This window comes from Faecalibacterium longum (assembly GCF_040094125.1).
GTDB lineage: Bacteria > Bacillota > Clostridia > Oscillospirales > Ruminococcaceae > Faecalibacterium > Faecalibacterium longum.
On record NZ_JBBNIH010000162.1, the window covers coordinates 56,661 to 75,703 of the forward strand.

Annotated in this window: 18 protein-coding genes; 14 read left to right on the forward strand and 4 right to left on the reverse strand. The window is 63.7% G+C overall.

Going from position 1 to position 19,043, the window contains the following annotated elements; all coding sequences use genetic code 11:
• The 11 genes from AAAU26_RS10970 to AAAU26_RS11020 are packed head-to-tail and all read left to right on the forward strand — an operon-like array spanning position 1 to position 9,282.
• Positions 1-1,353, forward strand: coding sequence for a cobyrinic acid a,c-diamide synthase CobB (locus AAAU26_RS10970; RefSeq protein ID WP_227618994.1), 1,353 nt, complete (start codon positions 1-3; stop codon positions 1,351-1,353).
• Entirely contained in the window at positions 1,346-2,422 is a 1,077-nt protein-coding gene (gene cobT, locus AAAU26_RS10975; protein WP_227618995.1) for a nicotinate-nucleotide--dimethylbenzimidazole phosphoribosyltransferase, read from the forward strand. The genes AAAU26_RS10970 and cobT overlap by 8 nt, the downstream gene beginning before the upstream one ends.
• Positions 2,416-2,940, forward strand: coding sequence for a bifunctional adenosylcobinamide kinase/adenosylcobinamide-phosphate guanylyltransferase (locus AAAU26_RS10980; RefSeq protein WP_227618996.1), 525 nt, complete (start codon positions 2,416-2,418; stop codon positions 2,938-2,940). Before cobT ends, AAAU26_RS10980 begins: the two co-directional genes overlap by 7 nt.
• Positions 2,937-3,689 carry an adenosylcobinamide-GDP ribazoletransferase gene (locus tag AAAU26_RS10985; RefSeq protein ID WP_227618997.1) on the forward strand — a complete coding sequence of 251 codons (753 nt, stop codon included), beginning with the start codon at positions 2,937-2,939 and terminating at the stop codon, positions 3,687-3,689. Before AAAU26_RS10980 ends, AAAU26_RS10985 begins: the two co-directional genes overlap by 4 nt.
• Positions 3,690-4,016, forward strand: coding sequence for a bifunctional adenosylcobinamide kinase/adenosylcobinamide-phosphate guanylyltransferase (locus AAAU26_RS10990; protein WP_158389605.1), 327 nt, complete (start codon positions 3,690-3,692; stop codon positions 4,014-4,016).
• Complete coding sequence (locus AAAU26_RS10995) at positions 4,010-4,615, forward strand: histidine phosphatase family protein (protein ID WP_227618998.1); 606 nt, start codon at positions 4,010-4,012, stop codon at positions 4,613-4,615. The genes AAAU26_RS10990 and AAAU26_RS10995 overlap by 7 nt, the downstream gene beginning before the upstream one ends.
• On the forward strand, positions 4,615-5,568 hold the full coding sequence (gene cbiB / locus AAAU26_RS11000) for an adenosylcobinamide-phosphate synthase CbiB (protein ID WP_227619015.1): 954 nt from the start codon (positions 4,615-4,617) through the stop codon (positions 5,566-5,568). The genes AAAU26_RS10995 and cbiB overlap by 1 nt, the downstream gene beginning before the upstream one ends.
• On the forward strand, positions 5,565-6,617 hold the full coding sequence (locus AAAU26_RS11005) for a pyridoxal phosphate-dependent aminotransferase (RefSeq protein WP_227618999.1): 1,053 nt from the start codon (positions 5,565-5,567) through the stop codon (positions 6,615-6,617). Before cbiB ends, AAAU26_RS11005 begins: the two co-directional genes overlap by 4 nt.
• Positions 6,614-8,101, forward strand: coding sequence for a cobyric acid synthase (locus AAAU26_RS11010; RefSeq protein ID WP_227619000.1), 1,488 nt, complete (start codon positions 6,614-6,616; stop codon positions 8,099-8,101). Before AAAU26_RS11005 ends, AAAU26_RS11010 begins: the two co-directional genes overlap by 4 nt.
• Entirely contained in the window at positions 8,102-8,614 is a 513-nt protein-coding gene (locus AAAU26_RS11015; protein ID WP_227619001.1) for a cob(I)yrinic acid a,c-diamide adenosyltransferase, read from the forward strand.
• Positions 8,611-9,282, forward strand: a complete 672-nt coding sequence (locus AAAU26_RS11020; RefSeq protein WP_227619002.1) for a precorrin-8X methylmutase — start codon at positions 8,611-8,613, stop codon at positions 9,280-9,282. The genes AAAU26_RS11015 and AAAU26_RS11020 overlap by 4 nt, the downstream gene beginning before the upstream one ends.
• A 43-nt stretch (positions 9,283-9,325) precedes the next feature.
• Here the strand turns inward: AAAU26_RS11020 and AAAU26_RS11025 are convergent, their stop codons facing one another.
• The 3 genes from AAAU26_RS11025 to AAAU26_RS11035 all read right to left on the reverse strand — a co-directional run bounded on the left by AAAU26_RS11025 (position 9,326) and on the right by AAAU26_RS11035 (position 12,972).
• Positions 9,326-10,051, reverse strand: coding sequence for a hypothetical protein (locus tag AAAU26_RS11025; RefSeq protein WP_227619003.1), 726 nt, complete (start codon positions 10,049-10,051; stop codon positions 9,326-9,328).
• Between the two features lie 226 nt (positions 10,052-10,277).
• The gene (locus tag AAAU26_RS11030) at positions 10,278-12,029 is read right to left on the reverse strand and encodes a vWA domain-containing protein (protein WP_227619004.1); all 1,752 of its coding nucleotides are present in this window, start codon (positions 12,027-12,029) and stop codon (positions 10,278-10,280) included.
• A gap of 13 nt (positions 12,030-12,042) precedes the next feature.
• Positions 12,043-12,972, reverse strand: a complete 930-nt coding sequence (locus tag AAAU26_RS11035; RefSeq protein WP_227619005.1) for an AAA family ATPase — start codon at positions 12,970-12,972, stop codon at positions 12,043-12,045.
• 242 nt (positions 12,973-13,214) lie between these two features.
• On the opposite strand from AAAU26_RS11035, the gene AAAU26_RS11040 reads away from it, so the two are divergent.
• From AAAU26_RS11040 to AAAU26_RS11050, 3 genes are all read left to right on the forward strand, one after another.
• Entirely contained in the window at positions 13,215-14,615 is a 1,401-nt protein-coding gene (locus AAAU26_RS11040) for an alanine/glycine:cation symporter family protein (protein WP_227619006.1), read from the forward strand.
• 218 nt (positions 14,616-14,833) lie between these two features.
• Complete coding sequence (fucO, locus tag AAAU26_RS11045; protein ID WP_149793799.1) at positions 14,834-15,982, forward strand: lactaldehyde reductase; 1,149 nt, start codon at positions 14,834-14,836, stop codon at positions 15,980-15,982.
• 291 nt (positions 15,983-16,273) lie between these two features.
• Positions 16,274-17,563 (forward strand): putative ABC transporter permease, encoded by a 1,290-nt coding sequence (locus AAAU26_RS11050; protein WP_227619007.1) that lies wholly within the window; start codon positions 16,274-16,276, stop codon positions 17,561-17,563.
• Between the two features lie 77 nt (positions 17,564-17,640).
• Here the strand turns inward: AAAU26_RS11050 and hisS are convergent, their stop codons facing one another.
• The gene (gene hisS / locus AAAU26_RS11055) at positions 17,641-18,882 is read right to left on the reverse strand and encodes a histidine--tRNA ligase (RefSeq protein WP_158402418.1); all 1,242 of its coding nucleotides are present in this window, start codon (positions 18,880-18,882) and stop codon (positions 17,641-17,643) included.
• Between the last annotated feature and the right edge of the window lie 161 nt (positions 18,883-19,043).

A 19,043-nucleotide genomic window follows, 5' to 3' on the forward strand; every position in this document is an offset into this window, starting at 1 on the left:
ATGATACAGTTTCTGCTGGCGGCGCCCCGCTCGGGCAGCGGCAAGACCACCATGACCTGCGCCCTGCTCATGGCGCTGAAGCGGCGGGGCTGTGCGCCCTGCGCCTTCAAGAGCGGGCCGGACTACATCGACCCCATGTTCCACCGGGCCGTGCTGGGGGTGGAGAGCCGCAACCTCGACCTCTTTTTTTCTGCGCCCGAGACGGTGCGCACCCTCTACGCGAAGGGGGCCGCCGGCCACGGTGCGGCGGTGTGCGAGGGGGCTATGGGCTTTTACGACGGCCTCGGGGGCGTCAGCGACAGGGCCAGTGCGTGGCATCTGGCCGACACGCTGGGCCTGCCGGTGCTGCTGGTGGTGGAGCCAAAGGGGCAGAGCCTGACGCTGGCCGCAGAGTTGAAGGGGCTCGACAGCTTCCGCACCCCCAGTCACATCGCAGGCATCCTGCTGAACAACTGCACGGCCCGGATGCACGCTCTGCTGGCCCCGATGCTGGAAGAAGAGACGGGCCTGCCGGTGCTGGGCTTTCTGCCGAAACTCCCGGAGGCCGTCATCGGTTCCCGCCATCTGGGCCTCTACACGGCGGCGGAAGTGGAAAATTTACAGCAGAAGCTGGCCCTTCTGGCCGACGCGGTGGAGGAGCACATCGACTGGCCCCGCCTGCTGGCCCTCTGCGAAAAGGAGTCGCCCGTCCTGCCGGTGCAGCCGGAGACGCCTCCGGCCCGCGTCCGCATCGCCGTGGCGCAGGACGAGGCGTTCTGCTTCGCCTACGCCGAGACGCTGGAAGCCTTCCGGGACGCCGGGGCAGAGGTGGTCTTTTTCAGCCCCCTCCGCGACACGGCTCTGCCGGAAAACATCGGCGGGCTGTATCTGCCCGGCGGCTACCCGGAACTTCACGCAAGAGAATTGAGTGAAAATACCTCGCTTCTGCGCGAGATAAAGCAAAAAATCGAGTCCGGTCTGCCCACGGCGGCCGAGTGCGGGGGCTTCCTCTATCTGGGGCGGAGCCTCACGGACGCCGAGGGGCAGAGCTGGCCGATGGTGGGCGTTCTGCCGGGCGAAGCAAAAGATGCCGGACGTCTCGTCCGCTTCGGCTACGCCGCGCTGAGCGCAGACTCGGACAGTATGCTCTTCCGGGCCGGGGAGAGCTTTCCCATCCACGAATTCCACCACTGGGATTCCACCGCCAACGGCGTGGCTCTCGTGGCAAAAAAGCCGGTGGGCGGCGCAGAGTGGCGGTGCGGATCTGTAAACGAGCATTTCTATGCGGGCTTCCCGCATTTGTACTGGGCGGGTACGCCCCTGCCGCAGCGCTTTGCCGCCGCGGCTGAAAATTACAGGAGAGACCATGACTGAGACAGAACTCGCCGCCCTCTGTGCGGCCATCACGCCGCCGGACGAAGCCGCCCGGGCGGCGGCGCACGCCCACTGGGCCAGCCTTGCAAAGCCGCTGGGCGGGCTGGGTAGATTGGAAACGACCATCGAGGACGCCGCCGCCCTTACCGGCAGCGCAAAGCTGGATATTTCCCGCCGGGCGGTGCTGGTGCTCTGCGCCGATAACGGTGTGGTGGCCCAGGGCGTCAGCCAGACCGACAGCAGCGTGACCCGCGCCGTGGCTGAGAACCTCGCCGCCCGCCGCACCAGCGTCTGCCGGATGGCACAGACCGCCCGGTGCGAGGTGGTGCCGGTGGATATGGGCATCGCGGGCGACCCGGTCCCGGGCGTCCTCGACTGCCGCATCGCCCCCGGCACAGCGGACTTCACCCTCGGCCCGGCTATGAGCAGGGCTGAAGCTGTGGAGGCCATCGGCAGGGGCATCCGGCTGGTGCAGGAGCAGAAGAAAGCGGGCGTCGGCCTGCTGGCCACCGGTGAGATGGGCATCGGCAACACCACGACGTCCAGCGCCGTGGCCGCTGTGCTGCTGGGCCAGCCCGTCGAAGTGATGACAGGCCGGGGCGCGGGTCTTTCGGACGAGGGACTTGCCCGGAAAATCGATGCTATCCATCGCGGCATCGCAAAAAATCAGCCCGATTCTGCCGACGCACTGGACGTGCTGGCGAAGCTGGGCGGTTTCGATATTGCCGGGCTCTGCGGCGTCTTCCTCGGCGGTGCGCTGGAAGGTGTGCCGGTGCTGGCCGACGGTTTCATCAGCTGTGTGGCGGCGCTCTGCGCTGTCCGGTTCTGCCCGGCAGCGGCCAAGGCTGTTTTTGCAAGCCATTGCTCCACCGAGCCGGCCGCAAAGCTGGTGCTGAACGCTCTGAACAAAAAAGCCCTCATCACGGCGGGCCTGCATCTGGGCGAAGGCACCGGCGCGGTGGCCGCCATCCCGCTGTGGGACATGGCGCTGGCCGTCTACGATGGCTGTTATTCCTTTGAAGAGGGCGGCATCGAAGCCTACACGCCGCAGGGGGGTGCGGGATGCTGACGCTGGTGCTCGGCGGCGCGGCCAGCGGTAAGAGCGCCTACGCCGAGAGCCTTGTGCTCAAGACCGGCCTGCCCCGCTATTACCTCGCCACTATGCAGGTCTGGGATGCCGAGTGCGCCGCCCGGGTGGAAAAGCACCGGAAAATGCGGGCGCAAAAGCAGTTCGAAACGCTGGAATGCCCGCTCCACCTCGACCGTCTGGCTCTGCCCGGCCGGGGGACCGTCCTGCTGGAAGACCTCGGCAACCTCGTCGCCAACGAGCTTTACAGCCCCGGCGGGGCAGGAAAGCACACCGCCGAGGCCGTTTTGACCGGGCTGGAACGCCTCGCCGCCGGGTGTGATAACCTTATCGTCGTATCGAACGAGGTGTTTAGCGGCGGTGCCGACTACGCAGGCGACACCGACCAGTATCTGCTGGCGCTGGCGCAGGTGAACAACGCCTTCGCCGCCCGGGCGGACAACGTCTGCCGGGTGGTCTGCGGCCTGCCGGTGTACTACAAAGGAGGAGAAAAGCTGTGACTGTTTTGCAGACCATCGCGGTGGCCTTTGCGATGTTTTCGGCCCTGCCGATGCCGCAGTTCGAGTGGAACGAAAAAAATATGCGGTACGCCATGTGCGCCTTCCCCCTCATCGGGCTGGTGTGCGGCGTGCTGTGGTGCCTCTGCGGCGTCCTGCCCCTGCCGGGGCTGGCCCGGGCGGCGGCGTTCTGCCTCGTGCCGGTGGCCGTCACCGGCGGCATCCATCTCGACGGCTACGCCGACACTTCGGACGCCCTCTCGAGCTACGGCGACCGCGAAAAAAAGCTTGAAATCCTGAAAGACTCCCACTGTGGGGCCTTCGCTGTCATCCGGCTGTGCTGCTACTTTGTGGCCTACTTCGGACTCTGCGGCAGTGTGCGGTTCACACCCCGGGCGGGCCTGTGCTGGACGCTGGCGCTGGTGCTGGAGCGGGCGCTGTCGGGCTTTGCCGTGGCGGCGTTCCCGCTGGCGAAAGACACCGGCCTCGCCCATACTTTTGCCACAGCGGCCGACAAGCAGACCGTCTGCCGCTTCCTCTGCGGCCTGTCGGCTCTGCTCATCCTGGCGCTGACGGCGCTGGGCGGCGGCGGGCTGGCGGCGGCGGCGCTTCTGGCGCTGTGGCGCTATTATTTCGTGGCAAAAAAGCAGTTTGGCGGCATCACCGGCGACCTGGCCGGGTGGTTTTTACAGCGGGCCGAGCTGTGGATGCTGGCGGCGCTGGCCGTCAGCCAGTGGGGAGGAGTGCTGTAAATGATGTTCATCACAGGGCCGCTCTACAGCGGCAAGCGCACCTTTGCGCGGAACTTCCGGGGCAGCGTCATCGCCGATGTGCAGGACGCCGCCGCCGAGACTCAGACCCCGGAACAGCTCGAAACGCTGGCCCGGGAGCTGGCGGAATATGATATTGTCATCGCCACCGAGGTCGGCGGCGGTGTTGTCCCGATGGATGCTGAGGAGCGCGCCGGGCGGGAGGCCGCCGGACGGCTGGCCTGCCTGCTGGCAGAGCGCGCCGACTGCGTGGTGCAGATGTTCTGCGGCATCCCGACGGTATTGAAAGGAGAATTACCTCAATGTTGATCTATCTGCTGCGTCACGGCCTGACCGAATACAACGCCCAGAAGCGCTATCAGGGCCAGCGCGACATCCCGCTCTCGGCGGAGGGCCTGAGCCAGCTGCGCCGGGCCGACATCGACCCGAAGGTGGTCTATATCACCCCACTGCAGCGGACGGCCCAGACGGCCCGGGTGCTCTTCCCGGAGGCAGAGCTTGTGGTCGTGAAGGACCTGCAGGAGATGTGCTTCGGCAGCTTCGAGGGCAAAAACTACGTCGAGATGGAGCACGACGCCGATTATCAGGCGTGGGTGCAGGCCAACTGCGAGAGCAAATGCCCCGACGGTGAGCGGAAGGACGACTTCTCGAACCGCATCTGCAGCGCCTTCTCTGCTCTGGTGGACAAGGCGCTGGCCGACGGCGAAGAGCTGCTGGTCATCCTGGCCCACGGCGGCACCCAGATGGCGGCCATGGAGCGGTACGCCCTGCCCAGGCGCGGTTATTATGCGTGGTGCGGCCCCAACGCGGGCGGCTATGTGCTGGATGCCGCCGACTGGGCCGAGAAGCGCCAGCTCCGCCTCGTGAAGACCGTGCAGTACACGAAAGACGCGGAGGCCGGCGTATGATGACCGCCTGGGCTGTGCTGGGAGGCTTCGTGCTGGATGCCATTTTCGGCGACCCGGCATGGCTGCCCCACCCGGTGGTGTACATGGGCAAAGCCATCTCCCGGCTGGAAAAATTCCTCCGCTCCCGCCTGCCCAAAACGCCTCAGGGCGAGCTGCTGGGCGGTGCGGTGGTGGCGTTCTGTCTGCCGGTGGGGACGCTGCTGTTCACGGGCCTTGTCTGCTGGGGCGCGGCGATGCTTCACCCGCTGCTGGGGCTGGCTGTCCAGATGTTCTGGTGCGGGCAGGCACTGGCCGCGAAGGGGCTGATGCAGGAGAGCATGAATGTCTATGCCGAGCTGAAAAAAGGCAGCCTGCCCGCCGCCCGGAAGGCTGTGAGCCGCATCGTGGGCCGCGACACGGAAGCTTTGACCGCCGAGGGCGTGACCAAAGCGGCGGTGGAGACGGTGGCCGAGAACGCCAGCGACGGCGTCATTGCGCCTTTGCTTTATATGCTGCTGGGCGGTGCGCCGCTGGCCCTGACCTACAAGGCCATCAACACCATGGACAGCATGGTGGGCTACAAAAACGAAAAATATCTCTACTTTGGCCGTGCCGCCGCAAAACTGGACGATGTGGCGAACTATATCCCGAGCCGTCTGGCGGCGCTGCTCTGGATCATGGCGGCGGCGTTCACCCGCAATGACGCCAAGGGCGCATGGCGCATCTGGCGGCGGGACCGCCGCAATCACGCCAGCCCCAACAGCGCCCAGACTGAGAGCGCATGCGCCGGTGCGCTGGGCGTCCAGCTGGCCGGGCCGGCCTATTATTTCGGGGAATATTATCCGAAGCCCACCATCGGCGACCCGCTGCGGCCTATCGAGCCGGAGGATATTCTGCGGGCAGATCGGATGATGTATGTAGCCAGCGGGTTTGCGCTGGCGTTTGGATGTGCGATACGGGGGTTCTTGGGATGAAACAACTGGTCCACGGCGGTGACTGGATGGGCTACCGCGAACGCTTTGGCCGGGACGCGCTGGACTTTTCGGCGAACGTCAGCCCACTCGGTCTGCCCGAAGGGGTGGCGCAGGCCATTCGGGATGCACTGCCTCTGGCCGACCGCTACCCCGACCCCCTCTGCCGCACCCTGCGGGCGGCGCTGAGCCGGGCCGAAGGTGTGCCGCAGGAGCATGTCCTCTGCGGCAACGGCGCGGCAGACCTCATCTTCCGGCTGGTCTGGGCCGTAAAGCCCCATAAGGCGCTGGTGACTGCCCCGACTTTTGCCGAGTACGCCTCTGCATTGGATACGGTGGGGTGCGAAGTGAAACGCTTCTTCCTCGATGAAACGAATGATTTCGCCCCGACGGACGCCCTCGTGGACGCCGTGGACGAGAGCATCGACCTGGTGTTCCTCTGCCAGCCGAACAACCCGACGGGGCAGCTGGCCTCACCCGAACTGGTGAAAAAGCTGCTGCGCCGGTGCGGGGAGTGCCGCACGATTTTGGCCGTAGATGAGTGCTTTCTGGACTTTCTGCCCGACGCCGACGGGTGGACTGCGAAGCCTCTGCTGGAAAGTGGGAACCTCGTCATCCTGAAAGCTTTCACCAAGCTCTACGGCATGGCCGGCGTCCGGCTGGGTTACTGCCTCTGCGGCGACGAAACGCTTCTGGAAAAAATGCAGACAGCGGGCCAGCCGTGGGCCGTGTCCAGTCTGGCGCAGGCGGCAGGCGTCGCGGCCCTGAAAGAAACCGCTTATGTGGACGAGGTGCGCGCGCTCATCGCCCGGCAGCGGCCCGTTCTGACGGCGGGTCTGCGGGCGCTGGGCCTGCGGGTCATCGATGGAAAGGCGAACTATCTGCTCTTCCGCGCGCCAGCCGACCTGAACGAGAGGCTTCGTCCGCTGGGAACACAGGTGCGCAGCTGCGCGAATTATCCGGGCCTCGGGCCGGAGTGGTACCGCACGGCGGTGCGCACGGCCCCCGAGAACGCCCGGCTGCTGGAACTTATGAAAGAGGTGCTGGGATGAGCAGGGCAAAATGCATCATGGTGCAGGGTACGATGAGCGGTGCAGGCAAAAGTCTGCTCTGCGCGGCGCTCTGCCGCATTTTTGCGCAGGACGGCCTGCGCGCTGTGCCGTTCAAGAGCCAGAACATGGCTCTGAACAGCTTCGTCACCAAAGACGGCCTCGAGATGGGCCGGGCGCAGGTGGTGCAGGCGCAGGCAGCCGGTGTCGAGCCGGACGTGCGGATGAACCCCATCCTCCTGAAGCCCAGCAGTGACGTGGGCAGTCAGGTCATCGTCAACGGCGAGGTGCGGGGCCAGATGAAAGCGTCGGAGTATTTCCGCACGAAACGGCAGCTGGTGCCGGACATCCTGAAGGCATATGACAGCCTCGCCGAGGAGGCTGACGTCATTGTCATCGAGGGCGCGGGCAGCCCGGCGGAAATCAACCTCAAGAGCGAGGACATCGTGAACATGGGCCTCGCCGAGATGGTGGACGCGCCGGTGCTTCTGGTGGGCGACATCGACCGGGGCGGCGTGTTCGCCCAGCTATACGGCACGGTGGAGCTGCTGGAAGAAAAAGAACGCCGGCGCATCAAGGGGCTCGTCATCAATAAATTCCGTGGAGATGTAGAAATTCTGCGCCCCGGCCTTTCGATGCTGGAAGAAAAGACCCATCTGCCCGTGGTGGGCGTCGTACCGTACCTGAAGGTGGACATCGAGGACGAGGACTCCCTGAGCCAGCGCCTCGAGATGCGGGACGGCAAAAAGCCGCTGGATGCGGCGATCATCCGTCTGCCGCATCTGTCCAATTTTACGGACTTCATGCCGCTGGAACAGCACCCGCTGCTGGGCGTGCGGTATGTTTCGAACGCTCATGAGCTGGGCGCACCCGACCTCATCCTGCTGCCGGGCACGAAAAACACGGTGGACGACCTGCTCTGGCTGCGGCAGTGTGGGCTGGAAACGGCTCTGCTCAAGCTGGCCGCGAAAGGCACGCCGGTTCTGGGCGTCTGCGGCGGCTACCAGATGCTGGGCCAGACCCTCGACGACCCCACCGGCAGCGAGAGCGGCCGGCCGCAGACTCTGCGGGGGCTGGGTCTGCTGCCCACCCGGACCGTGTTCAGCGAGCAGAAGCGCCGCGCACAGGTCAAAGCGACCGTCGCCGCCGCCCCCTTTGCGGGTGCAGAGCTGGAAGGCTACGAGATCCACACCGGCGTGACCGAGGCGGAGGGCGAACCCTTCGCCCACTACCCCGACGGGGGCCGGGAGGGCTACGTGCAGGGCAATGTGTTCGGCACCTACCTCCACGGTCTGTTCGACACTGGCACGCTGACCGAGGCGCTGGCGGGCTGGCTCTGCCGCCGGAAGGGCATCGACCCCTCCGACGCGGCCCTTATCCCGATGGAAGAGTACCGCCGCCAGCAGTTCGACATCCTGGCCGACGGCGTGCGCGGGGCGCTGGATATGGACGCGGTGTATGCCGCGATGGGAATGGAGAGGCGCTGAATGGAACAGAGACTTTTGCATCTGTACTGGGGCGACGGAAAGGGGAAGACCACCGCCGCTATGGGTCTTGCGCTCCGTGCGCTGGGGTCCGGGAAGCGGGTGGTCATCGTCCAGTTTTTGAAGGGCGGGAACAGCGGCGAGATACCGCTTCTGGCCCAGCTTGGAGCGGAAATCTACCGGGGCAAGGCCGGGCAGAAATTCGTCTTTCAGATGACGCCGGAGGAAAAGGCCGCGACCCGGGAACTGCAAAACCAGAACCTCGCCGCCGCCATAGCACAGCCTGCCGACCTGTTGATACTGGACGAAGCCGGGAGCGCAGAAGAGCTGGATATGGTGGACATCGATCTATTAAAAAAGGCCGTTCTGGAGCGGCCTGCTGGGTGTGAGTGCGTCCTGACGGCCCACACGCCGCCCCAGTGGATGCTGGACGCCGCCGACTACTCCACCGAGATGAAATGCCACCGCCACCCCTACCAGAAGGGGATAAAAGCACGAAAGGGGATAGAATATTGACGCCGCAGCATCATTTACCTGCTGACATTGAGCGGACGAGCTTCCACATCATCACCGAAGAGCTGGAAATGATGGGCATGACCCCGCCGCCCGAGCACGAAGCCGTGGTCAAGCGGGTCATCCACACCACCGCCGACTTCGACTATGCGCGGAATCTCCGCTTCACTCCCCGCGCGGTGGAGCGGGCCGTCAAGGCCCTCCACGCCGGGGCCGTCATCGTGACCGATACGAATATGGCGCTGGCCGGCATCACCAAACCCGGTCTGGCGAAGCTGGGCGGCACGGCCTGCTGTTATATGGCTGACCCCGAGGTGGCCGCCGCCGCAAAAGAGGCTGGCACCACCCGGGCCGTTGCAGCGATGAAAAAGGCAGCGCAGGAGCATCCCGGGGCCATCCTCGCCGTCGGCAACGCGCCCACGGCTCTGCTGACGATTGCAGAACAAATCGAAAGCGGCCTGCGGCCCGCACTGGTCATCGGTGTGCCGGTGGGCTTTGTGAACGTGGTGGAGAGCAAGGAGCGGCTCTTCGCCGTCTGCGAAAAGCATGATGTACCGGCCATCGTGGCGATGGGCCGCAAGGGTGGCAGCAACGTCGCTGCGGCCATCTGCAACGCCCTTATCTACTCTGCCGCCGAGATGCTCGACCCTACGGCCAGAGGATGGAAATAAGAATTATGACTGTAAAGGCTTCCCTTCGTGGGAAGCTTTTCTTTTACACCGTCGCCAGCACGGCGAGGATGCTCTGCCAGCGTTTGTTCTCGACCACAGGCGCACGGCGGACGGGCCGGGACTGTACAGGCTGAGGCCGCTGAGCCGTCTGGGGCAGGGGAGCGAAAAGCGCAGACTGCCATGCGGCGGCAAGCTGCATGGCCTCCGGGCAGCTCTGCAGGGTGCGGCGCTCGGCCCCGGCGAGGTAGTCGCCCAGCCAGCAGAGGATGGCCGCGATGTTCAGCTGTTCGGCGGCGCGGGTGCTCCAATAGCTCCAATGGGCGGGACGGCCCACGAACCGCTCCACCGTGATGAGCGCACCCTCCCGGGCGGCAGAGGGGGCGACGGCCCCACAACCACCGGCAGTATGGGCCAGAACGTCCAGAATGCGCGCCATCCGGCCGCTGTCGAGGGCGTCGTCCCGGACAAAAGCAGAGAAATCCGTCTGGGCCAGCAGACCGTCGGCGGTGGCGGGGAAGCGCCCCGTCAGCTCGCCCGAGGCGTTGTGGCAGCTCTGCCACCCTTTGCGGACGAGCTGGAAGTTCAGCTTCTGACGTCCCATCGTGGAATAGAACACCCGGGCCTTGCCGCTGACCGGCTCCTGCCGCAGCTCGAGATAAGCGTCTGCGCCTCCGAGGTCTTGGACCTTGACGCTGAGCACAAGGCGGTACTCAGGCTTCTGGCTGGACATGGCAAGATGCATCTCTTCAAAATAACGTGCGGCATCCATAGCGGTTCTCCTTCCTGTGGGCGCGGGGTGATGTGTAGGCGTGCGGCCCTTCGTTGGTTGTAGTATATCATAAATTACGCCAGAATACAACTATAAGTTTGCAAATAAACCAAAAAACTTTTTGATTCTTCTGCAATGCAAAACAAGATGGTTGTGAGCGACAACAAAAATACGGGGCCGCTGGCAGCAGATACAACTGCACAGCGGCCCCGTACATTATTATGATTCAGTCGCCCAGCTCCCGTATCTCGTTCTGGATGAGTCGGCCTGCGGCCCGGGCCAGCTGGTCCATGCCCCGGATGCGGGCCATGTTCTTGCCGTAGATGCGGGAGGCGTCGGCGGCGCTGGCGTCTTCGCCCATAAAGACGGCGGAGACTCGCAGACCCTTCCGCTGCAGCGCCCGCACCTCGGCGGCGGCGTCTTCCACGCCCACGCTGCCGCCGTAGTCGCGGCCCAGCGGGTCATCGGGAGAGGGCGGGATGCGGCGGCTGTCGTTGGGGGAAGCGTCCGTCAGGAGGATGAGCAGGTGACGCGCGGCGGGGCCGGAGTCGAAGTCGATGAGGTCGCCTGCGGCCCGCAGAGCCAGACCGTCCCGGTTCCAGCCCGAGGCGAAATATTGGCAGATGCCCTGTAAGCTCTTCTCCTTGAAGCCCTTGAGCACCCGCAGGACGGTGTAGCCCCGCAGGCTGGAAAAGCAGCTCACCCGCACCGGGATGCCGCAGGCCGCGAGGCTCTGGGCGAGGATAGCCCCCTGCGCCGCGATGACCTCCTGACAGTGGAGGCGGGAAGCCGAAGCATCCAGCAGCAGGTCAACGGTGAAGGACGGGTGGTTCTCTTCATCGGCACAGCGGAAGACCCGGTCGTCGTCCATGACGGTGCGCCAGACCCGCTCCGGGTCGAGATTGCCGCTGCGGGCGACCCGGGCGTTGGGCTGCTGGTGGACGAGGATGCAGTTGCGTATCTGTTCGGTCAGCCGCAGCACGACGCTGCGGTGAAGCTCGAGATTTTTCGAATAATACGCCCGGTTCCGCTCAGCCTGAAGCTGGGCCTGTTCGGCCAGGTGCTTTGCCTCGGGGGTAGGGGCCTGCTCCGGGCTGGGGACGCCGGAGGCAAACCAGAGGTGACAGCCCAGATGCTCCCCGGTGCAAAGCTCCTGCTCGGCCTTCCGCAGCCGTTCGGGCGGGTAGAGCGACCGGCCAAAGCAGCTTTCGATGTAGGCGCGGTCTTCCTCGGCGCGCTGGCGCAGGGTGATGTGGGCCAGCCGCTTGTCGGCGTGGATGCCGCTGCCGGAGGCGTCCACCGAGCCGGAATGCTCCACCGTCACCCGGTCGGTCTTTATCATTTGGGTGGGCATGGTGCGGGTCATGAGGGACGCCAGCAGACCGTCCAGATGGAGATGCAGCCCGGCCTTCTGATGCACCGTGCCGTTGAACAGCTCGAATTTGGCGTAGACGGCCAGCAGTGCGGCTTTCAGCTCGTCCGGCTTCGGGGGCGTCTCGGGACTGAGGGCGGCGTCGAGATCCTTTTCGTAGGGGGTCATGACCGGCGGCGTGCGCCCCTGCACAGCCCGCCAGCGTGCGGCCTGCATGGAGTAGACCAGCTGGTTCTTCGCCATCCACTCCTGCCGCGAGAGCTTGTACTGGATGCCGAAAAAGTAGTCCGCATGGGCGCGGCGGAGGGCCGAAAGCACCGGGCGGCGGGGCAGTTCCAGCGCGTAGACCGCGCTCTCGAGGTAGAGCCAGGTCAAATCGTCCAGCATGGCCTGCCGGATGTCGCCCTCCCATGCGTCAAAGAGGCTGCGCACCAGCTCGTCGCCGTAGTATTTGTGGACCAGCCCCACGACGCAGTTCATGTAAAAATCAATGGTGCCGTCGGTGTTCCGGGCGAGGAACAGCGGCTCGAAGCCGTAAGCTCCTGCCGCTGCCCACACCTGATTGGCGGCCCGCCGCTCTTCGGCGGTGTAGCTCTGCGCTTCCATAAAAACGCCCCTTTTAATCGAAGAGCTTTGCGGCGGTGAGCTGGGCCGGGATGCGGGCGGCAATGGCATCCCGGATGAGGCCCTGTTCGTAGGAGTCGAAGGCTTTGTTGGTGATGCCCATGTCCAGCGCAGCCCCGGCAGCGACGCCCCGGCGCATCAGGCGCAGGGCGTCCAGCATACCGCGCAGGTCGAGAGCTTTGGTGGAAATTTCCGCGCTGTCGCACTTTTTCTGCAAATCGAGGAAGAGCAGGGCAAACTGCCTGACATACTTGCTGCTCAAATCGGGGAACTGGGTGCGCAGGAGCTTTTCGAGGTTCTCCTCGGTGATGGTGGGCATCTGGATGACCACGAAGCGGGAGGTGAGGGCCTCGTTCAGCTCACGGGTGCCGGCGTAGCCGTAGTTCATGGTGGCGATGAAGCGGGTCTCCTCGGCCAGCGGGATGCGCTCGTAGCCCGGCACATCGATGGCGCGGCGGAAATCCAGCACCGCGTGCAGGACGGCCAGCGCCTCGTTTTTGGCCATGTTGATCTCGTCCAGAACGCCGAAGCCGCCGCTCTGGGCGCAGCGGTAGACCGGGCCGGGGCGGAACTTGACCTGTCCGCCCTCGAAGGTGTCCATGCCGATGAGGGACGCCGCGTCCATATTGACGTGGAACGAGATGTCCCACGCGGGGCGTCCGAAGGCGGCGGCGAGGTTTTCGGCCAGCACGTTCTTGCCGGTGGCCTTGCCGCCCGCCAGCAGCAGGTTTTCGCCGCAGAGCAGGGCGGCCAGCGCCTGCTCCCACACCTCTCTGCCGTAGTAGACGAAGGCAGGGGAGGGGATGCGGGGGCGCAGGGCCTCCGCCAGCGGGTGGGCGGTACGGTATTCTTCCACAGCGCGCAGCAGGTCGGGGGAGACCCCTTCCTGCCGCAGCGTATCCATTAGAGCAGATGTTTCAGACATCCATGACATCTCCTTGCGGTTGGCAGTGCCAAACCGAAATTTCACCCTTATCATAGCACAACCCGCGCGGTTTGTGTAGGGCTTTGACGGGCAAAAAAGCGGCAAAGAAGAAAGGTGAAGCTATTTTAACAAACTTTCAGCCGGGACGTGCAGATTTCGCGTTCAAAGTAAATTGACAGGCCGCTTAAAATACGATAAAATAATTTTCGTTGTGTCAAAGTGAAAAAGAAAGGCGTAAAAGTATGCTCGAAACCATCACAGCCGTCAATCAGGCGGTCAACAGCTTTATCTGGGGCATCCCGGCGATGGTCTGCATCATCGGCGTGGGCCTGCTGCTCAGTGTGCGGACAGGCTTTTTGCAGCTCCGGAAATTCCCCTATGCCATCAAAACGACCATTGGCCGCATCTTCCGCAAAAAGGACGCCTCTGACGGCGCGATGACTCCGTTCCAGGCAGTGTGTACGGCGCTGGCCGCTACCGTCGGCACCGGCAACATCGCCGGTGTGGCGGGCGCGATCGCCATCGGCGGGCCGGGTGCGGTGTTCTGGATGTGGTGCTCGGCTCTGCTGGGCATGTGTACCAAGTTCTCCGAAGTGACGCTGGCCGTGCATTTCCGCGAGCGGAACAAAAACGGCGAGCTGGTGGGCGGCCCCATGTACTATATTAAAAACGGCCTCGGCAGCCGGTGGCAGTTCCTCGCGGTGCTGTACTCGCTGTTCGGCGTGCTGACGGTCTTCGGCACCGGCAACGCCACCCAGGTCAACACCATCGTCACAGCCATCGACTCGGCCCTGCTGGCCTACGGCAGCAGCCTGAACAGCATCCTGCCCACGGTCAACCTCGTCGTGGGCGTGGTGGTGGCCATGATGGTGGCTATGGTGCTGCTGGGCGGCGTCAAGCGCATCGGCAGCGTGACCGAGAAGCTGGTGCCGTTCATGGCGTTGTTCTACGTCGTGCTGGCACTGGGCGTCGTGGTCATCAACTACCGGCGCTTCCCGGCGGTGCTGGCCTCCATCGTCGGCGGTGCATTTGACCCGCAGGCCTTCACCGGCGGTGCCATCGGCAGCATCTTCCTCAGTATGCAGAAGGGCGTTTCCCGCGGCATCTTCTCCAATGAGGCCGGCCTCGGCACCGGCTCCATCGCCCACGCCTGCGCCGACACCCGCAAGCCCGTCAAGCAGGGGATGTTCGGCATCTTCGAGGTCTTCGCCGACACCATCGTCATCTGCACCCTGACCGCCATGGTCATCCTCTGCAGCGGCGTGCCGGTGGGCTATGGCAGTGCGGCAGGCGCAGAACTGACCATCTCCGGCTTTACGGCCACCTACGGCGGCTGGTCGTCCATCTTTACGGCGGTGGCGCTTTGCAGCTTTGCATTCTCCACCATCATCGGCTGGGGCCTCTACGGCTCCCGGTGCATCGAGTTCCTGTTCCACACCGACAAGGTGGTCGGCCCCTTCCTTGTGGTCTACTCCTTCGTGTCCATTCTGGGCGCGACGGTCGATCTGGGCCTGCTGTGGAGCATCGCCGACACCTTCAACGGACTGATGAGCATTCCGAACCTCATGGCCCTGCTCCTGCTGTCCGGCACGGTGGCAAAGTTCACGAAGGAGTTCTTCGCGGGCGAGGGCGCAGGAAAGTAAAGAATCATTCAAAGCGCCCTCCGGCCCGCGCCGGAGGGCGCTTTGCTGTCAACGAACCTCTTGTTTTGTCTACTTTCTCTGCAAAAACTCAAAAAAGTATAAAAATTTCATGGAAATCATAAGAATTGATATTGAACAAATTTTAACAAAGTGGTAAAGTAAAAGCAAAGAGAGTCGTCCCGCCGCCCGGCGGGGCGCAAAATCAGGAGGTTTTACCAATGGCTGATCGTATCGTTCTGAATACCATTTCTTATCATGGTCACGGCGCTATCGAGAACATCGTTCCCGAGCTGACCGCCCGCGGCTACAAGAAGGCTTTCGTCTGCTCTGACCCCGACCTTCTCAAGTTCGGCGTCACCAAGAAGGTCACCGACCTGCTGGACGCTGCAGGCTTCGCCTACACCGTCTACAGTGAGATCAAGCCCAACCCCACCATCGCCAATGTGCAGGACGGCGTGGCCGCTTTCAAGGCCGCAGAGGCTGACTGCATCGTGACCATCGGCGGCGGCTCTTCCATGGACACCGCAAAGGCCATCGGCATCATCATCAACAACCCCGAGTTCGCCGATGTGCGCTCTCTGGAAGGCGTCGCTCCCACCAAGAAGCACGCCGTCTTTACCATCGCGGTCCCCACCACTGCCGGTACTGCCGCTGAAGTCACCATCAACTACGTCATCACCGATGTCGAGAAGAAGCGAAAGTTCGTCTGCGTCGATACCAACGACATTCCCGAGATCGCTGTGGTTGACCCCGATATGATGGCCTCCATGCCCAAGGGTCTGACTGCCGCCACCGGCATGGACGCTCTGACCCACGCCATCGAGGGCTACATCACCAAGGGCCACTGCACCATCTCCGATATGTTCCATCTGGAAGCCATCAAGCTCATCAGCGAGAACCTGCGCGGCGCTGTCCAGAACACTCCGGAAGGCCGTGAGGGCATGGCTCTGGGCCAGTACATCGCCGGCATGGGCTTCTCCAACGTGGGTCTGGGCATCGTCCACTCCATGGCACACGGCCTGTCCGCTCTGTATGACACTCCCCACGGCGTGGCCTGCGCTATCCTGCTGCCCGTCGGTCTGGAGTACAACAAGACCGTCGCCGGTGAACGCTATCGTGCCGTCGGTAAGGCCATGGGCGTGAAGGGCATCGACGAGATGAACGACGCACAGGCCGCAGATGCCACCATCGCCGCTGTCAAGCAGCTGAGCGCTGACGTGGGCATCCCTGCAAACCTGAACGGCATCCTGAAGGAAGAGGATATCCAGTTCCTCGCCGAGTCTGCTTATGCTGACGCCTGCCGTCCCGGCAACCCCCGCGACACCAGCGTGGAGGAGATCGTGGAGCTGTACAAGAGCCAGCTGTAAGCTGAGTCGGAGCGATTTACCCTTATAAAAAATACAGGCCGCTGTAAAATAACCTCTCAGTCTCGCATTCGCTCGACAGCTCCCCTACCGAGGGGAGCCTCTGGCGAAAAGGCAAGGCTATCCGTCATGCCAAAGCCTCCCCTCGCTAGGGGAGGTGGCAGCGCGTTAGCGCTGACGGAGAGGTTTCTTACAGCGGCCTTTTTGCGTAAAAATCCCGTCTCCCTCTTGCGGACGCGGCCAAAACTGCATACAATAGTCCTATAACCGTTTATATGGGAAAGGAAACACGCAATGGAGCTGAATTTTTATACCCTCTGCGTCATCTATCTGGTCTACTCGTTCCTCGGCTGGGTAGCCGAGACGGTGGTGGCGACCATCAAGGGCCGCGCCTTCGTCAACCGCGGCGTGGCGTCCGGCCCGTTCTGCTTCGTCTACGGCACGGCGGCTGTGCTGATGGCGGTGGGCTTTGCCGACCTGCGCTCGACGCCGGTGGCCCTCTTCTTCGGCTGTGCGGCCAACGCCACCGTGGTGGAGTGGGTGACGGCCAAGCTGCTCGAGAGGATGCACCGCCGCCGCTGGTGGGACTACTCAGATAAAAAGTTCAATCTGGACGGCTACGTCTGCCTGCAATACTCGGTGCTCTGGGGCCTGCTGGGCATGGCAAGCGTGCTGTGGGGCAACGTCCTGCTGCTGCGGCTCTGCGCCCTGCTGCCGGGCTGGCTGCTGCATGTCGGCGTCTGGGCGGCGATGACGCTGGCCGTCCTCGACCAGCTGGGCGCAGCGCTGGCCGTCAACCGGTACGCCGCCAGCCATCCGAGGCTGGAACAGCTCAACCTCGAGCTGGAAAAGCACTCGGACAAGCTGCGCCAGCGGCTCGTCGCCCATGTGGAAAAGCGTATCCAGCGGGCTTACCCGACCATCGTCCAGCCCGAGCCGACTGTTCAGAAAGAAAAGGCTCTGAGCTTCGGCGACCTCGTCTGGCTCTTTGTCATCGGGGCTTTCCTCGGCGACGTGGTGGAGACGCTGTTCTGCCGGGTGACGGCGGGCGTCTGGATGAGCCGCTCGAGCCTCGTGTGGGGACCCTTCAGCGTGGTGTGGGGGCTGGCGCTGGTCATGGCGGCGGTCCTGCTGCGGGGCAGCGAGGAGCGGAGCGACCGCTCCATCTTCCTGTTCGGCTTCGTGATGGGCGGCGCATATGAGTATATCTGCAGCGCCGTGGGTGAACTGCTGTTCGGCGTCATCTTCTGGGACTACAGCGGCTTCAAGTTCAATCTGGGAGGCCGTGTCAATCTGCTCTACTGCTTTTTCTGGGGCATCGCGGCGGTGGTCTGGATCCGGTACGGCTACCCCCTCGTTGCAAAGCTGATGGCAAACCTGAAAAAGCACATCCTGCCCTGGATGACCGTGGTGCTGACGGTGTTCATGGCCGTGAACATGGGGCTTTCGGCACTGGCGCTGGCCCGGTACGACGCCCGCACCAGCGGCCTCGCCCCGGCGAACCAGCTGGACGTCTTCCTCGACGAACATTTTGACAACGCCCGGATGGAGCGGGTGTACCCCAACGCCAAAAAAACCGGCTGACCCGGCAGCCATAAACGCAAAAAAGCACTGCACCCGCCCACTTTTGGGGAGTGCAGTGCTTTTGGTTTGTTCAGCCCTTACTGAGCGGCAAAGACCTTTACCTCGTCCTTGTCCATGAAGGCGGCACCGGCAAAGCCTGCTGCTTCCAGCTGGCCCAGCTGCTTGCCGAGCTTCTTGCCCTGAGGCAGGACGGTGACGTTGTAGGTATCGCGCAGGGCAGCGGCCTTGCTCAGGACGGCGGTGAAGTCAGCGTCCTTACCATAGAGCAGTGCGATCTTCTGCTTTGCGCCGGGGATCTGATAGCCCTGCTCGAGCAGGATGCCGCAGACGCGCTCGAAGCCGATGGAGAAGCCGACTGCCGGCACCTGAGTGCCGAGGAACTTGCCCACCATGTTGTCATAGCGGCCACCGCCGGCGACTGCGCCGCTGAACTGCGGGCAGGTGATTTCGAAGACCATGCCGGTGTAGTAGCCCTGACCGCGCACGAGGCTGGGGCAGTAGGCCACCTGATAGCGGCCTGCGGCCATGGCGTTGGCAGTAGCGAGGACGTACTTGAGGTCGTCGGCGATGGCGGGGTCTGCGCAGCGGGCGGCCACAGCGTCCAGCGTCACCTCGCCGGCGGCGATGAAGTCGGCCAGTGCGTTGACCGCGCTCTCGGGCAGCTGCTTCTCGAGAAGCTCAGCCTTCACGCCGTCGGCACCGATCTTATCCATCTTGTCGAAGGTGATGCAGACGGAATCCAGCGTGTCAGCGGCAAAGCCCATGCTCTCCAGCATCCCGCGCAGGATGCGGCGGTCGTTGATGTTGACGGTGAAGCCGTCGAAGCCGATGCCCAGCAGGGCGCGGGTGGTCACGTCGATGAGCTCGACCTCGGCGTTGGGGCTCTCGTCGCCCAGAATGTCGATGTCGCACTGGACGAACTCGCGCAGACGGCCCTTCTGGGGGCGCTCGGCGCGGAAGACGCGGTCGGTCTGGATGACCTTGAAGGGGTGGGGGAGCTTGTCCTTGTTGGCGGCGTAGAAGCGGCTCAGGGGCAGGGTCAGATCATAGCGCAGGCCCATGTCGGAGAGCTCTTTCGGGTCGCCGGAGTTCAGGGCGGCGGTGAGCTTGTCGCCGCGCTTGAGCACTTTGAAGATGAGGTTCAGGTTGTCGCCGCCGTCGGACTTGTCGAGGTTCTCCATATCCTCCAGCATGGGGGTGGAGATGCGCTCGAAGCCGGATGCGCGGTAAGTCTCGAGAATTTTGCCCTGAATGTAGTCGCGCAGGGTCTGCTCGTTGGGCAGAAGGTCGCGCATACCTTTTAAGGCCTGAGTTTTCATAATATAGTCCTCTTTCTGTATAGCCCTCTCAGTCGCGGATGGCAGATACTGAGCCTAACCTCTCAGTCTGCTTCGCAGACAGCTCCCCTACTAGGGGAGCCTCTGGCGAAGAGATAAAGTGTTCCGAAATGCCAAAGCCTCCCCTCGGTAGGGGAGGTGGC

Excerpts from the sequence above, each read along its gene's own strand:
- hisS (WP_158402418.1), bottom strand. The coding sequence starts at position 18,882 with ATGAAAACTCAGGCCTTAAAAGGTATGCGCGACCTTCTGCCCAACGAG.
- AAAU26_RS11050 (WP_227619007.1), top strand. The coding sequence starts at position 16,274 with ATGGAGCTGAATTTTTATACCCTCTGCGTCATCTATCTGGTCTACTCG.
- AAAU26_RS11025 (WP_227619003.1), bottom strand. The coding sequence starts at position 10,051 with ATGGATGCCGCACGTTATTTTGAAGAGATGCATCTTGCCATGTCCAGC.
- cbiB (WP_227619015.1), top strand. The coding sequence starts at position 4,615 with ATGACCGCCTGGGCTGTGCTGGGAGGCTTCGTGCTGGATGCCATTTTC.
- AAAU26_RS10990 (WP_158389605.1), top strand. The coding sequence starts at position 3,690 with ATGATGTTCATCACAGGGCCGCTCTACAGCGGCAAGCGCACCTTTGCG.
- AAAU26_RS11015 (WP_227619001.1), top strand. The coding sequence starts at position 8,102 with ATGGAACAGAGACTTTTGCATCTGTACTGGGGCGACGGAAAGGGGAAG.
- AAAU26_RS11010 (WP_227619000.1), top strand. The coding sequence starts at position 6,614 with ATGAGCAGGGCAAAATGCATCATGGTGCAGGGTACGATGAGCGGTGCA.
- AAAU26_RS11040 (WP_227619006.1), top strand. The coding sequence starts at position 13,215 with ATGCTCGAAACCATCACAGCCGTCAATCAGGCGGTCAACAGCTTTATC.
- AAAU26_RS11005 (WP_227618999.1), top strand. The coding sequence starts at position 5,565 with ATGAAACAACTGGTCCACGGCGGTGACTGGATGGGCTACCGCGAACGC.
- AAAU26_RS10995 (WP_227618998.1), top strand. The coding sequence starts at position 4,010 with ATGTTGATCTATCTGCTGCGTCACGGCCTGACCGAATACAACGCCCAG.
- cobT (WP_227618995.1), top strand. The coding sequence starts at position 1,346 with ATGACTGAGACAGAACTCGCCGCCCTCTGTGCGGCCATCACGCCGCCG.
- AAAU26_RS11030 (WP_227619004.1), bottom strand. The coding sequence starts at position 12,029 with ATGGAAGCGCAGAGCTACACCGCCGAAGAGCGGCGGGCCGCCAATCAG.
- AAAU26_RS10980 (WP_227618996.1), top strand. The coding sequence starts at position 2,416 with ATGCTGACGCTGGTGCTCGGCGGCGCGGCCAGCGGTAAGAGCGCCTAC.
- AAAU26_RS10970 (WP_227618994.1), top strand. The coding sequence starts at position 1 with ATGATACAGTTTCTGCTGGCGGCGCCCCGCTCGGGCAGCGGCAAGACC.
- AAAU26_RS11035 (WP_227619005.1), bottom strand. The coding sequence starts at position 12,972 with ATGTCTGAAACATCTGCTCTAATGGATACGCTGCGGCAGGAAGGGGTC.
- fucO (WP_149793799.1), top strand. The coding sequence starts at position 14,834 with ATGGCTGATCGTATCGTTCTGAATACCATTTCTTATCATGGTCACGGC.